The organism is Bradyrhizobium glycinis, assembly GCF_016031655.1.
GTDB classification, from domain to species: domain Bacteria; phylum Pseudomonadota; class Alphaproteobacteria; order Rhizobiales; family Xanthobacteraceae; genus Bradyrhizobium; species Bradyrhizobium glycinis.
The window spans coordinates 1-13,194 of sequence record NZ_JACCHQ010000026.1 but is presented as its reverse complement, the minus strand read 5'-3'; the positions used below and the strand labels follow the sequence as shown (position 1 = coordinate 13,194).

The following is a 13,194-nucleotide window of genomic DNA, read 5'->3' as shown; positions in this document are numbered from 1 at the left end:
GCCCGCGTGCTTAGATAGAGGGAATCTCGCGTGGCCAACATCAACCAGAAAATTGCGCAGGAGCTTGGGGTTCGCGCAGAGCAGGTCGAGGCGGCGGTGACGCTGCTCGACGGCGGCGCTACGGTTCCCTTTATCGCCCGCTACCGCAAGGAAGCGACCGGTGCGCTCGACGACGCGCAATTGCGCACCCTGGAGGAGCGCCTGGTTTACCTGCGCGAGCTCGAGGACCGCCGCAAGGCCATTCTCGAATCGGTCCGCGAGCAGGGCAAGCTCGATGCCGCCCTTGAAGCCACCATCATGGCCGCCGACAGCAAGGCCCGCCTCGAGGACATCTATCTGCCGTTCAAGCCGAAGCGCCGCACCAAGGCGGAGATCGCCAAGGAAGCCGGCCTCGAACCGCTCGCCAACCAGTTGCTCGCCGAGCCGGGCAACGATCCGAAGGTCGTAGCCGAAGGCTTCATCAACGCCGAGAAGGGTGTCGCTGACGCCGCTGCTGCACTCGACGGCGCCCGCGCCATTCTGGTCGAGCGCTTCGACGAGGACGCCGATCTGATCGGCGCCTTGCGCGAGGAGATGTGGACGAATGCGCGCATGGCCTCCAAGGTGCGCGACGGCAAGAAGACCGAGGGCGAAAAATTCGCCGACTATTTCGATTTCTCCGAGCCGCTGACCAAGCTGCCTTCGCACCGCATCCTCGCGATGTTCCGCGGCGAGAAGGAAGAGATTCTCGACCTGCAAATTCAGCCCGAGGCCGAAGCGCCGCCGCCGGGCGTGCCGAGCGCCTATGAATTGAAGATCATGAAGCGGTTCGGCATTGCCGACCTCAAGCGCCCCGGCGACCGCTGGCTGATCGACACCGTGCGCTGGGCCTGGCGCACCAAGATCCAGGTGCATCTCAACATCGATCTGCGCATGCGGCTGTGGAATTCGGCCGAGACCGAAGCCGTGCGCGTGTTCGCCTCGAACCTGCGCGACCTTCTGCTGGCCGCGCCCGCCGGCACCCGCGTCACCATGGGGCTCGATCCCGGCTACCGCACCGGCGTGAAGGTTGCGGTCGTCGATGCCACCGGCAAGGTGGTCGACACCACCGCGATCTATCCGCACGAGCCGCAACGGCAATGGAACGAGTCGCTGGCGACCCTCGGCCGGCTCGCAATCAAGCACCGCGTCGAGCTGATCGCGATCGGCAACGGCACCGCCTCGCGCGAGACCGACAAGCTCGCGACCGAGTTGGTCAAGGGACTGCCTGAGCTGAAGATGAACAAGATCGTGGTGTCGGAAGCCGGCGCGTCGGTCTATTCGGCCTCGGCCTTCGCCTCGGAGGAGTTGCCCGGCCTTGACGTCACCCTGCGCGGTGCGGTCTCGATCGCGCGCCGACTCCAGGACCCGCTTGCCGAGCTCGTCAAGATCGAGCCGAAGGCGATCGGCGTCGGCCAGTATCAGCACGACCTCGGCCAGGCCAAGCTCGCCAAATCGCTCGACGCCGTGGTCGAGGATTGCGTTAACGCGGTCGGCGTCGATGTCAACACCGCCTCCGCGCCGCTGTTGGCGCGCGTGTCGGGCGTCGGCTCCGGCCTCGCCCAGAGCATCGTGGCGCATCGCGACGCCAACGGACCGTTCAAGTCGCGCAAGGCGCTCAAGGACGTGCCGCGGCTCGGGCCGAAGGCGTTCGAGCAGTGCGCGGGCTTCTTGCGCATCCTCGGCGGCGAGGATCCGCTCGATGCCTCCGGCGTGCATCCGGAAGCCTATCCCGTGGTGCGCCGGATTCTCGAAGCGACCAAGAGCGACATCAAGGCGTTGATCGGCAACAGCGACGTCGTGCGCACGCTGAAGCCGAAGGATTTCGTCGACGAGACCTTCGGTCTGCCGACCGTCACCGACATCCTGCGCGAGTTGGAAAAGCCCGGCCGCGACCCGCGCCCTGCGTTCAAGGCGGCGGTGTTCAAGGAAGGCGTCGAGGAGATCAAGGATCTCAAGAAGGGCATGATCCTCGAGGGGACCGTGACCAACGTCGCCGCCTTCGGCGCCTTCGTCGACATCGGCGTGCACCAGGACGGTCTCGTGCACATCTCAGCGATGTCCAAGAATTACATCAAGGACCCGCGCGAGGTGGTGAAGCCCGGCGACATCGTCAAGGTGAAGGTGCTGGACTTCGAGGTCGCCCGCAAGCGCATCTCGCTCACGCTGCGGCTCGACGACGAGGTCGGGCCTAAGAAGGACGCGCCGGGCATGCAGCGCGACAACAATCAGCGCAACGCAAGCCGCATGACCTCGTCCGCGCCGCGCAAGCAGGAGTCTTCGGGGGGCGGCGCACTCGCCGAAGCGCTTCGCCGCGCGGCGGAGAAGAACAACGGCAAGCGGGCGTGAGTCCTAATCTCTCCCCGCTCTTCTGCAGGGAGAGGTCGAACCTGCTCCATCCTCTCGTCATTGCGAGCGCAGCGAAGCAATCCAGACTACCGCCGTGGAAAAGACTCTGGATTGCTTCGTCGCAAGGGCTCCTCGCAATGACGGGCAGAGAGCTGGGGCCCGGCCTCCCTAACTCCCGCGTCAGAATCTGGCGCATTTGTAAGTTGAAGCAACCCTCCCGTTCTTCTCATCTGATCCTCCTCGTGCGGCGCCAAGACCGCCGCACTGCAAGGAGGACGCTTCGATGAACAACAGGCTTCTCAAGGGCCTCACGGCGAGCGTGATCGCGGCCATGATGGCGGTCGCGTCACCGGCGCTCGCGCGCGGCGGCTTTGGCGGCGGCCATGGCGGTGGCGGCCATTTCGGCGGGGGTGGGCATTTCGGCGGCGGCATGCACGCCGGCGGCTTTGGCGGCATGCGGGCCGGCGGCATGGGAGGCGCACGTTTCGCCCACGTCGGCGGCCCCGGCTTCGGCGGGGCGCGGTTCGCGCACGCCGCGATCGGACCGCGCTTCGCCGGCGCGGGCTGGCATGGCCATCACGGCTTCCACCACCACCACCACCACCACTTCCGTCGGTTCGCCGTCTTCGGCGCGCCCTTTGTCTACGCCGGCTACTACGACGGCTGCTGGCGCAGGAGCTGGACGCCCTATGGCTGGCAATGGGTCAATGTGTGCGGGTACGATTGGTACTAGCATTGCCGGTCCGCACCATTGTCGCGATCGCCACCGGGCGGTTCCGTCCGGCCCCGGAACGGGATAGTCTGGTGGCGATTGTCGCGCGGAGTTATGCATGATCGGAGGTCACCGTCCCATCCTGGTCGTCGAGGACGATCCGGAAACCGCAGGCCAGCTCGTCGAGGAATTGACGACCTCTGGCTACGACGTCGACCTCGCCGCCAATGGCCGCGAAGCGCTCAGCCACGGCGCCGCCCGCGACTATGCGGTGATCACCATCGACCGCATGCTGCCCGATATCGACGGCATCAGCGTGATGCGCCAGCTGCGTGACGACGGCATTGCCGCCCCCTTCCTGATCATCTCCGCGCTCGGCGAAGTCGACGACCGCGTGCGCGGCCTGCGCGCCGGCGGCGACGACTACCTCGTCAAGCCGTTCTCCTTCACGGAATTGCTGGCGCGGCTCGAGGCGCTCGGCCGCCGCAGCGAGACCATCGCCAAGGAAACGCTGCTGCGCGTCGGCGACCTCGCCATCGACCTGATCGCGCGCAGCGCCTCCCGCCGCGGTCGCAAGATCCCGCTGCTGCCGCGGGAATTCCAGCTGCTCGAATATCTCGTCCGCAACGAGGGCCGCGTCGTCTCCCGAGCGATGCTGCTGCAGCATGTCTGGGACCTGCATTTCGACCCCTCCACCAACATCATCGATGTCTATGTCGGCCGCGTCCGCCGCAAGGTCGACGATGCTCAGGACTATCCGCTGATCCACACCATTCGCGGCATCGGATATTGCCTCCGTGCTCCTGGTTAAGACGCTTCGCTCCTCGACCTTCCGCCTGGCGTTGATCGCGATCGCAGCGTTCGGAGTGATCGTCGCGGCGATCATGGCTTACGTCTATTTCGGCACCCTGGCCTATGTGGAGAGTCGGCTCGGCACGGTCGGCGATCATGACGGCTTCACCGGCATGATCGAGCTCGCGATGGCCGCCGTCGCCGCGCTGCTGCTGGTGCTCGCGGGGCTTGCGGCCGTGCTGGTGACCCGGCGCACCGTGGGGCGGATCGAAGAGATCAATGCCACCAGCCGCGCCATCATGCTCGCAGGCCTCGACCAGCGCATCCCCTTGCGCGGCAGCAATGACGAGTGGGATCGCGTCGCCGAAAACCTCAACCAGATGCTCGACCGCATCGAGACGCTGATGGGCGAGGTCAAGCAGGTCAGCGACAATGTCGCGCACGATTTGCGCACGCCGCTGACGCGCATGCGCGGCCGGCTGGAGAAGGCCTATCACCACGAGCGCAACAGCGAGGCGGATGCGGCGCTGATCGGCGACACCATCGCCGATCTTGACGCCGTGCTCGGCATGTTCGCCTCCATCACGCGGATATCGGAGATCGAGACCCGCGCCCGCACCGGCGCCTTCCGCGCGCTCGATCTCGCCGAGATCGCCGCCGAGGTGGTCGAGCTCTACGATGCCGCCGCCGAGCAAATTGCCACGCGCCTCAGCCTCGATGGCGACCGCGAGGTCGCGATCACCGGCGACCGCGACCTCTTGTTCGACGCCATCGCCAATCTCGTCGACAACGCGATCAAGCACGGCCGCAAGGGCGGGCAGGTGATCGTGAGCTGCCGCAGGACCGATGACGGCGCGGTGATCTCGATTGCCGACGACGGTCCCGGCATTCCCGCCGAGCAACGCGAGCATGTCTTCAAGCGCTTCTACCGGCTCGAGCAGAGCCGCTACACGCCGGGCAATGGCCTCGGCCTTAGCCTCGTTGCCGCGGTCGCGCGGCTTCATAGTGCCGGGATCGCGTTGCGCGACAATGAGCCCGGCTTGAAGGTCGAGCTCAGCTTCCCGGCGACCTCGACGCCATGAGGCCTGATGCCATCAAAGCTCGATGACGCCGCGGCGCGCCGCATGGGCTACCGCATCGGTGCGTCCCGTGGCGTCGAGCTTGTCGAGCAATGAGCCGACATGGAATTTCACGGTGTGCACGGAGATACCGAGCTGACGCGCGATCATCTTGTTGGAGGCGCCCTCGGCCATCAGCGCCAGCACGTCGAGCTCGCGCTGCGTCAGCGCGATGTCCGCAGGGCTGATGCGGGGATCGCGGGCAACGATCGTCGCGGTGGCCTGCTCGCCGGGTGCGGCGAGGCGAAGCCCGGCGACATTGCCGAGGAGGGCCGCGAGGCGATCGGCGAGGGCGGGATCGTCGATCTCCAGCGACAATACGATCTCGGCCGTCTTGTCCTCGCTCACGCCTCCGGCCTTTCGCCGACCGTGACCTTGAAGCTGACCGGCTCGCCGCCACGGCGGGCGGCGACGTCGACCACCGCGCCGACGCTCGCAGGTCCCAGCGTCCGCGACAATGCGCGCACGCCCGACAGCTTCTGGCCGTTGACCGCCACGATCACGTCGCCCTGGCGGATGCCGGCCGCGGCCGAAGGCCCGGTCTTGTCGACATTCATGACCATGGCGCCGACGCCGTCGTCGAGCCGCACCGGCTGCAGCCCGAGACCGAGATAGCCCCGCGCGATGCGGCCGCGCGCCTCGAGCTGCGGCGCGACACGCTCGATCGTCGCGGTCGGGATCACCAGCACGCGCCGCGGTCCGAGCACGGCCATGCCGAAGGCTTCGCCCGATGCATCAAGCGCGAGCCCGCCCTGCTGGCTGCCGCGCAGGCGGACGTCAAGCTCGATCCGCGCATCGATGTCCCCGCCGCGCAAGGAACGCCAGCTCTTTCCGGATGCCGATACCATCCCGAGCGCCGCACTCGGTGTGTCCCGGTTGGTCGCGACCACGACCGACAATGTGCCCAGCGGCGGCACGGTTGCGGCGAGCTTGACCGGCGCGATGGCGGCATCCGTGCGCAAGAGCGCGATATCGGTCGTATGGTCGCGGCCGACGATCGTGGCGGGCGCTGTGCCGCCATCCGCAAGGCAGATCTCGACTGCCCCCTCGTCGGCCAAGGCTTCATCGGCGGTAACGATGAGGCCGGGCTTCCAGGCAAAGCCGGTCGCGCGAGCGCGATGTGAATGCACGGAGACGACGGACGGCGCGGTGCGCGCCACAATGTCTGCGAGCGCGGACGACAGCGAAGACAGAGGAGTTGAATCGGTCATGGCAGGCTCCTGTAGCTGCCCTCAATCTGGGATGTCGCAAGCGTTCGCGAAACTGGCCGGGTGGCCAGGACATGGCGGAGACATGGCAGATGGTCCGGCCTGCGTAGGGCCGCCCCCGACGAATATGTGATTGGGAGCGCCTCACGGGAACGTGTAGCAATCGGTCCGACATTGCGTACCACGGCCTCAACCATTTCAGCGAGCCCCAACCGATGACCATCGATCTCACCCGCCGCACCCTGCTACAGCTCGCCGGCGCCACCTCGCTCGCCATGGCTGCTGCAGCCGCCGCGCGTGCCGAGGGCACACCGCAGGGCGGCGGCCCGACCTTTGCCAGCCGCACGCCGATGCGGGTCGGCATGGTGACGTTGCGGGTGAAGAACCTCGACAAGGTCGCGGACTATTACCGCGACGTGATCGGCCTCACCGTGATGGAGCGCTCGGCGGCCACAGCCAAGCTCGGCACATCAGGCCTCACACTGCTGGTGCTGGAGGCCCGGCCCGATGCCGCAATCGAGCCGCGCAACGCCGCCGGCCTCTACCACACTGCCTTCCTGATGCCGACGCGCAAGGATCTGGCTCGCTGGCTGGTTCATGCCGCCTCGCACCGCGTGCCGTTGTCGGGCTTTGCCGATCATCTCGTCAGCGAATCCGTCTATCTCGACGACCCCGAAGGCAATGGCATCGAGGTCTATGCTGATCGCGACCCCTCGCAATGGCAATGGAGCGAGGGCAGCGTGAAGATGGCGGCCGACGAGCTCAACATTCCCGACCTATTATCGCTGACCAATACGCGCGTCCCTGATTACGCCAAGGCGCCGGACGGCATGCGCGTCGGCCACATGCATTTGCGCGTCGGCGACCTCGTGCAGGCCGAGAGCTTCTATCACGGCATCGTCGGCCTCGACCCGACCCGCAAGCGCAACGGCGCCGCATTCCTGGCGTCGGGCCGCTATCACCATCACCTCGGCATGAACATCTGGCAGAGCCAGGGCGCCGGCCAGCGCGACGAGTCCACGACCGGTCTTGCCTGGTTCTCGCTCGTGATGGCGAAGCCCGAGCTGCTCGCCGCGCAGGAAGAACGGCTGCGGAGGGGTGGTGCGAAAGTCACGCCGCTCGCGGATGGGATGGAGGCGATCGATCCCTGGGGTACGCGGGTGCGTCTGCTCAGGGTTTGATCGTCGGCGCTGGCATTGGTATTAGCGGCAGACGCAAACCTATCGAGCGGAATCCGCGCCCACATGTCCGAATTCCACGGTGTCTTTCCGTACCTCGTCTCGCCCGTCGATGCCGACGGCACGGTGCGGACCAACGTGCTGGCAAAGCTCTGCGACGACCTGATCGGCGCCGGCGTGCACGGGCTGACGCCGCTGGGCTCGACCGGCGAGTTCGCTTACCTCACCGCCGCGCAACGCATTACGGTCGTGCAGACCACGATTGAGGCCGCGCAGGGGCGCGTGCCGGTTGTCGCCGGCGTCGCCTCGACCGCGACGGCGGATGCGGTGGCGCAGGCGAAAGCCTGTCAGAAGTGTGGGGCCGACGGCATCCTCGCGATCCTGGAGGCGTATTTCCCGCTGACCGATGCGCAGGTCGAATCCTACTTCCGCGCCATCGCCGATGCCGTGGACATTCCCGTCGTGATCTACACCAATCCGCAATTCCAGCGCTCCGATCTCACCCTCGACGTCATCGCGCGCCTCGCCGAGCATCCGCGCATCGGCTACATCAAGGATGCCTCGACCAATACCGGCCGGCTGCTCTCGATCATGAACCGCTGCGGCGATTCGTTGCGCATGTTCTCCGCCTCCGCCCATATTCCGGCCGCGGTGATGCTGATCGGCGGCCGCGGCTGGATGGCGGGACCCGCCTGCATCATCCCGCGCCAGAGCGTCGCGCTGTATGACCTCTGCACGGCCGGCCGCTGGGACGAGGCCATGGCGCTGCAGCGCCGGCTGTGGCGGATCAACGAAGCCTTCGCCCGTTTCAATCTTGCGGCCTGCATCAAGGCCGGCCTTTCAATCCAGGGCTATGACGTCGGCGAGCCCGTCCCGCCGCAGGCACCGCTGACGGCCGACGCGCGCAAGGTCGTGGAAGCGGCGTTGCGAGAGCTGGAATAGCTCGCCACGCGGCAATATGCCCCGTGCGAGGGCCGAAAAGAGACCCCACCTGCGCAGTTAAGAAACTTCCGTGCGTTTGCGACGTTGCCGCGTGAGCGACCTCTGTCGCCTACGCATGTGCATCTCAGAGCCCGCATTCAGCAAGACACGGTGATCACCCAATGAATCGTCGCTATGCGATTGCCGCGGCAGCCTTCGCCGCTCTGCTACTCGCCGTCACGGCCGCGAAGATCCTGCATGTCCCCATCTCGTATGTCCCATGGGCGGCGCCCTCCGCACGTGCGATCGAGCAGCGCGGGCCGCTGTCGGACGGCGAAAAGGCGACCATCGACATCTTCGAGCGCGTATCGCCGTCGGTCGTTCAGGTTGCGGTCAGGTCGGCGGCAAGTCCCCTAGCAAGTCCCCTCATGGGCGAGGAGGCTCAGGCCGGCGGCGGCGCTTCCGGCACGGGATTCGTCTGGGACCAAGAGGGTCACCTGGTGACGAACAATCATGTCGTTGCCAGTGGTGGCGAGATCGCCGTGCGCTTTGCCTCGGGAGAAGTGGCCCAGGTCGACCTGGTCGGCACGGCGCCCAATTACGATCTCGCGGTGCTGCGCATCCGCAGCGTGCGCCAGCTTCCAGCGCCGATCGCTCTCGGCAGTTCGAGCGATCTGAAAGTCGGGCAGTCCGCTTTCGCGATCGGCAATCCCTTCGGACTGGATCAATCGATGACCTCCGGCATCATCAGCGCCCTCAAGCGCCGGCTCCCGACCCATGGCGGCCGGGAGATCGCCAACGTCATCCAGACTGATGCCGCGATCAACCCTGGCAATTCGGGCGGGCCGCTATTGGATTCCGCCGGCCGGCTGATCGGCGTCACGACCGCGATCATATCGCCGTCCGGATCGAATGCCGGCATCGGCTTCGCGGTGCCGGTCGACGTCGTGAACCGGATCGTGCCTGAGCTGATCCGCAATGGCCGGGTGCCGACGCCCGGCATCGGCATCGTGGCCGCCGGCGAGGATGTCGCGACGCGGCTTGGCGTCGAGGGGGTGATCGTGGTGCGCACGGCGCCCGGCAGCCCTGCCGAGCGGGCAGGAATTCGCGGCGTCAACTTTTCGACCGGAGCGGTCGGAGACATCATCACCGCGGCCGAAGGCAAGCCGGTGCGCCGCCTCTCCGATCTGACCGATGCGCTGGAGCAGACCGGGGCCGGGAAGACCGTTCGGCTCACGGTCAAGCGCGGCTCCGACAGCCGCGATGTCAATGTGAGCATCGTCGATATCGACCGGTCCTAGCCGCCCAATCCGCGCCTGCAAGGGGCTTTGACGCGCATTGCAGATGCGCCGGGGCTCGGTTGTCTGGCGCGCAAAATCGGTTAAAACCGCCGCGGTCGTTTTTCCGGATCTCGAGGATACAGCGGAATGAACATTCTTCCCGGCAATTTGCGTTTCGGAGCGGGGCAGCCCGTCAAGCGTTTGGAAGACCAGAGGCTGCTCACCGGGAAGGGACAGTTCATCGACGACAAGCCGGCGGACGGCGCGCTGTGGTTGCACGTGCTGCGCTCGCCGCACGCCCACGCCAGGATCGTCTCGATCGACACCAGCGCTGCGGCTGCGATGCCGGGCGTTGCCGCAATCTATACCGGCGCGGATCTCGTCAAGGACGACATCGGCACCATCCCGACGCTGAACATCTTCAAGCGCCCGGATGGCAAGCCGATGACGGTACCGCCGCGCCGGCTGCTCGCCCATGAGGTCGTGCGCTATGCCGGCGAGGCCGTGGCCGCCGTGGTGGCGTCATCGCGCGTGGAGGCGCAGAGCGCGGCCGAGGCGATCGCGGTCGAGTACGACGTGCAGCCCGCGGTGGTTGATCCCGTCGAGGCCGTCAAGCCCGGCGCGCCCGTGGTGTGGCCGGAGGCGCCCGACAACATTGTCGGCGCGATGGCTTACGGCGACGCCGCCAAGGTCGACGAGGCCTTTGCCAAGGCGGCCCACACCGTCGAGCTCGATATCGTCAGCCAGCGTCTCGTTCCGTCCGCGATGGAGCCGCGCTCGACCATTGCCGAGATCGACAAGAAGTCCGGGCGTCTCCTGCTCCATGTGCAATCGCAGACGCCGGCCTCGACCCGCGACGTGCTGGCGGAAGCCGTGCTCAAGCGCCCGAAGGACAGCGTCCGCGTCCTGGTCGGAGACATCGGCGGCGGCTTCGGCCAGAAAACCAATCTCTATCCCGAGGACGGCATCGTCGCCTATGCCGCGACCAAGCTGAACAAGAAGATCCGCTGGCGCGGCGACCGCACCGACGAGTTCGTCGGCGGCACCCACGGCCGCGATCTCACCTCGACGGCGTCCTTCGCGCTGGATGAGAAGGGCAAGGTGCTGGCCTATCGCGTCAAGTCGATCGGCTGCACCGGGGCCTATTCCTCGGGCGCGGCCAACATCATCCCGCTGGTGCTCGGGCCGTTCGTGCAGACCGGTGTCTACGATCTGCCGCTGGTGCATTTCGAGGTGAAGACGGTGATGACCCACACCGCGCCGGTCGGGGCCTATCGTGGCGCCGGCCGGCCTGAGGCCGTCTTCATCGTCGAGCGCCTGTTCGACGCCGCTGCGCGAAAAATCGGCATGGACCCGCGCGCGATCCGCAAAGCCAATTACATCAAGCCGGCGCAGCTGCCCTACACCAATGCGGCCGGGCAGGTCTACGATTCCGGCGCCTTCGCGCACATGCTCGACCGCGCCGTGAAGCTCGCCGACTGGGACGGCTTTGCCGCGCGCAAGAAGGCGGCGGAGAAGAAGGGCCTGCTCTACGGCCGCGGACTCACCTCCTACATCGAATGGACCGGCGGCCGCGCCCACACCGAGAAGGTCACGCTGCAGGCGACCTCGCAAGGGCGCGTCGTGCTGCATTCCGGCACCATGGCGATGGGGCAGGGGCTGCAGACCACCTACACCCAGATGATCTCCGATACGCTGGGCATTCCCATGGACAAGATCGACGTCGTGCAGGGCGACACCGATCTCGCCATGGGCTTCGGCAGCGTCGGTTCGCGCTCGCTGTTCGTCGGCGGCACGGCGGTTGCGGTCTCCTCCAACGATCTGATCCAGAAGGCGCGCGAGAAGGCGGCGAACGTGCTGGAAACCTCGGTCGAGGACATCGAATATCAGGGCGGCATGCTCACCGTGGTCGGCACCGACCGTCGCATCAGCCTGTTCGATCTCGCCGAGAAGGAGAGCGGCGCCAAGCTCAGCGTCGATTCCGAGGGCGAGGTCGATGGTCCGAGCTGGCCCAACGGCACGCATATCTGCGAGGTCGAGATCGATCCCGAGACCGGCGTCTCCAAGGTCGTGCGCTACACCACGGTCGACGACGTCGGCGTCGCGGTGAACCCGATGCTGGTCACAGGGCAGATCCATGGCGGCGTCGCGCAGGGCATCGGCCAGGCGCTGTATGAAGGCGTGTCGTACGATGCCGACGGCCAGCTGCTGACCGCGAGCTACCAGGATTACTGCATCCCGCGCGCCGACGACGTGCCGCCGATCGTGGTGACGCTGGACGATTCCGCGCCCTGCCGCACCAATCCGCTCGGCGCCAAGGGCTGCGGCGAATCCGGCGCCATCGGCGGCCCGCCCTGCGTCACCAACGGCGTGATGGACGCGCTCGCCGAGCTCGGCATCACCCAGCTGAACACCCCCCTGACGCCGCAGAAGATCTGGCAGGCGATCCGGGACGCGAAGGCGGCGGGGTAAGTGCGGTAGCTGTTGCGCAGGCTATTGCGCCAAACTCAGCTCGTCGTCCCGGGGCGCGCACCGCGCGAGCCCGGGACCCATAACCACAGGGCATGGTAGTTGTGCGAATTTGTGACTCCGAGTCGCCGTAACCACATCCGCCTGTGGCTATGGGTCCCCGCCTTCGCGGGGACGACACCGAGGATGTGGCGCCGGTTCGCCCTCAAATCCCCAGCATCATCTTCGCGATGATGTCGCGCTGGATCTCCGAGGTGCCGCCGAAGATGGTGTAGGCGCGGCCGTTGAGATATTCCGGCATCACCGTCAGCATCTCCTCAGGGATAACAGGCTCGTGGTTGAGCTTGTAGAGCGGGCGCATCGGCTCGACGGCGAGCGCGTCGTGGCCGATCACGTCGGCCCCTAACCGCGTCACGGCCTGGCGGATCTCGCTGTTGCGCAGCTTCAGGATCGACGACACCGCGCCGGGGTTTTGCCCCGTCTGCAGCGCCGAGAGCACGCGCAGCTCCGTCATCTCCAGCGCGTCGATGTCGACCTCCACCTCCGAGATCCGCGTTGCGATATCGGGGCTGTCAATGGCGCGGCCGGTCAAATCGGATTCGGCAAGATCGGCGATCGCCTTCAAGCCCTCGCGCAGCTTGGCCGAGGCGATGCCCGCGCCGCGCTCGAACTCGAGCAGATATTTGCCGTAGGTCCAGCCCTTACCTTCCTCGCCGACGCGATTAGCCACGGGCACGCGGACGTCGTCGAAGAACACCTGGTTGACCTCGTGGTCGCCGCCGATGGTGAGGATGGGACGGATGGTGATGCCCGGCGTCTTCATGTCGATCAGGATGAAGCTGATCCCGTCCTGCTGCCGCGGCCCGTCGCTGGTGCGCACCAGCGCGAACATGCGGTTGGCGTGATGGGCGTGCGTGGTCCAAATCTTGGTGCCGTTGATGATGTAGTCGTCGCCGTCGCGCACCGCGCGCGTCTTCAGTGACGACAGGTCGGAGCCGGACCCCGGCTCGGAATAACCCTGGCACCAATAATCCTCGCCGGAGAGAATCCGCGGCAGGTAGAAATTCTTCTGCTCGGGGCTGCCGAAGCCGATGATGACCGGCCCGACCATCTTCACGCCCATCACGTTGACGTTGGGCACGCCGGCGC

Annotated in this window: 11 protein-coding genes; 8 read left to right on the top strand and 3 right to left on the bottom strand. The window is 66.7% G+C overall.

The window, feature by feature from the left end:
• Positions 1–30 precede the first annotated feature (30 nt).
• The 4 genes from HZZ16_RS29160 to HZZ16_RS29145 all read left to right on the top strand — a co-directional run bounded on the left by HZZ16_RS29160 (position 31) and on the right by HZZ16_RS29145 (position 4,953).
• On the top strand, positions 31–2,367 hold the full coding sequence (locus HZZ16_RS29160) for a Tex family protein (RefSeq protein WP_197953306.1): 2,337 nt from the start codon (positions 31–33) through the stop codon (positions 2,365–2,367).
• Between the two features lie 283 nt (positions 2,368–2,650).
• Positions 2,651–3,100 (top strand): hypothetical protein, encoded by a 450-nt coding sequence (locus HZZ16_RS29155; RefSeq protein ID WP_197953304.1) that lies wholly within the window; start codon positions 2,651–2,653, stop codon positions 3,098–3,100.
• A 97-nt stretch (positions 3,101–3,197) separates the two neighbouring features.
• On the top strand, positions 3,198–3,890 hold the full coding sequence (locus HZZ16_RS29150; RefSeq protein WP_197953302.1) for a response regulator transcription factor: 693 nt from the start codon (positions 3,198–3,200) through the stop codon (positions 3,888–3,890).
• Positions 3,877–4,953 (top strand): sensor histidine kinase, encoded by a 1,077-nt coding sequence (locus HZZ16_RS29145; RefSeq protein ID WP_197953301.1) that lies wholly within the window; start codon positions 3,877–3,879, stop codon positions 4,951–4,953. Before HZZ16_RS29150 ends, HZZ16_RS29145 begins: the two co-directional genes overlap by 14 nt.
• A gap of 12 nt (positions 4,954–4,965) precedes the next feature.
• Here the strand turns inward: HZZ16_RS29145 and HZZ16_RS29140 are convergent, their stop codons facing one another.
• Both HZZ16_RS29140 and HZZ16_RS29135 read right to left on the bottom strand, forming a co-directional pair.
• Positions 4,966–5,337: a response regulator transcription factor gene (locus HZZ16_RS29140; protein ID WP_197953300.1), complete on the bottom strand. Its 372-nt coding sequence runs from the start codon at positions 5,335–5,337 to the stop codon at positions 4,966–4,968.
• Positions 5,334–6,200, bottom strand: coding sequence for a S1C family serine protease (locus HZZ16_RS29135; RefSeq protein WP_197953299.1), 867 nt, complete (start codon positions 6,198–6,200; stop codon positions 5,334–5,336). Before HZZ16_RS29135 ends, HZZ16_RS29140 begins: the two co-directional genes overlap by 4 nt.
• A gap of 212 nt (positions 6,201–6,412) precedes the next feature.
• Here HZZ16_RS29135 and HZZ16_RS29130 point away from each other — a divergent pair, with 212 nt between their 5' ends.
• The 4 genes from HZZ16_RS29130 to HZZ16_RS29115 all read left to right on the top strand — a co-directional run bounded on the left by HZZ16_RS29130 (position 6,413) and on the right by HZZ16_RS29115 (position 12,048).
• The gene (locus tag HZZ16_RS29130; protein WP_197953298.1) at positions 6,413–7,378 is read left to right on the top strand and encodes a VOC family protein; all 966 of its coding nucleotides are present in this window, start codon (positions 6,413–6,415) and stop codon (positions 7,376–7,378) included.
• A gap of 63 nt (positions 7,379–7,441) precedes the next feature.
• Positions 7,442–8,317, top strand: a complete 876-nt coding sequence (locus HZZ16_RS29125) for a dihydrodipicolinate synthase family protein (RefSeq protein WP_197953297.1) — start codon at positions 7,442–7,444, stop codon at positions 8,315–8,317.
• Between the two features lie 161 nt (positions 8,318–8,478).
• Positions 8,479–9,597 carry a S1C family serine protease gene (locus HZZ16_RS29120; RefSeq protein WP_197953296.1) on the top strand — a complete coding sequence of 373 codons (1,119 nt, stop codon included), beginning with the start codon at positions 8,479–8,481 and terminating at the stop codon, positions 9,595–9,597.
• A gap of 126 nt (positions 9,598–9,723) precedes the next feature.
• Entirely contained in the window at positions 9,724–12,048 is a 2,325-nt protein-coding gene (locus tag HZZ16_RS29115; protein WP_197953294.1) for a xanthine dehydrogenase family protein molybdopterin-binding subunit, read from the top strand.
• 202 nt (positions 12,049–12,250) lie between these two features.
• Here the strand turns inward: HZZ16_RS29115 and HZZ16_RS29110 are convergent.
• Positions 12,251–13,194, bottom strand: a 944-nt coding sequence (locus HZZ16_RS29110; RefSeq protein WP_197953292.1) for an acyl-CoA dehydrogenase family protein, incomplete at its 5' end; no start/stop codon positions are given.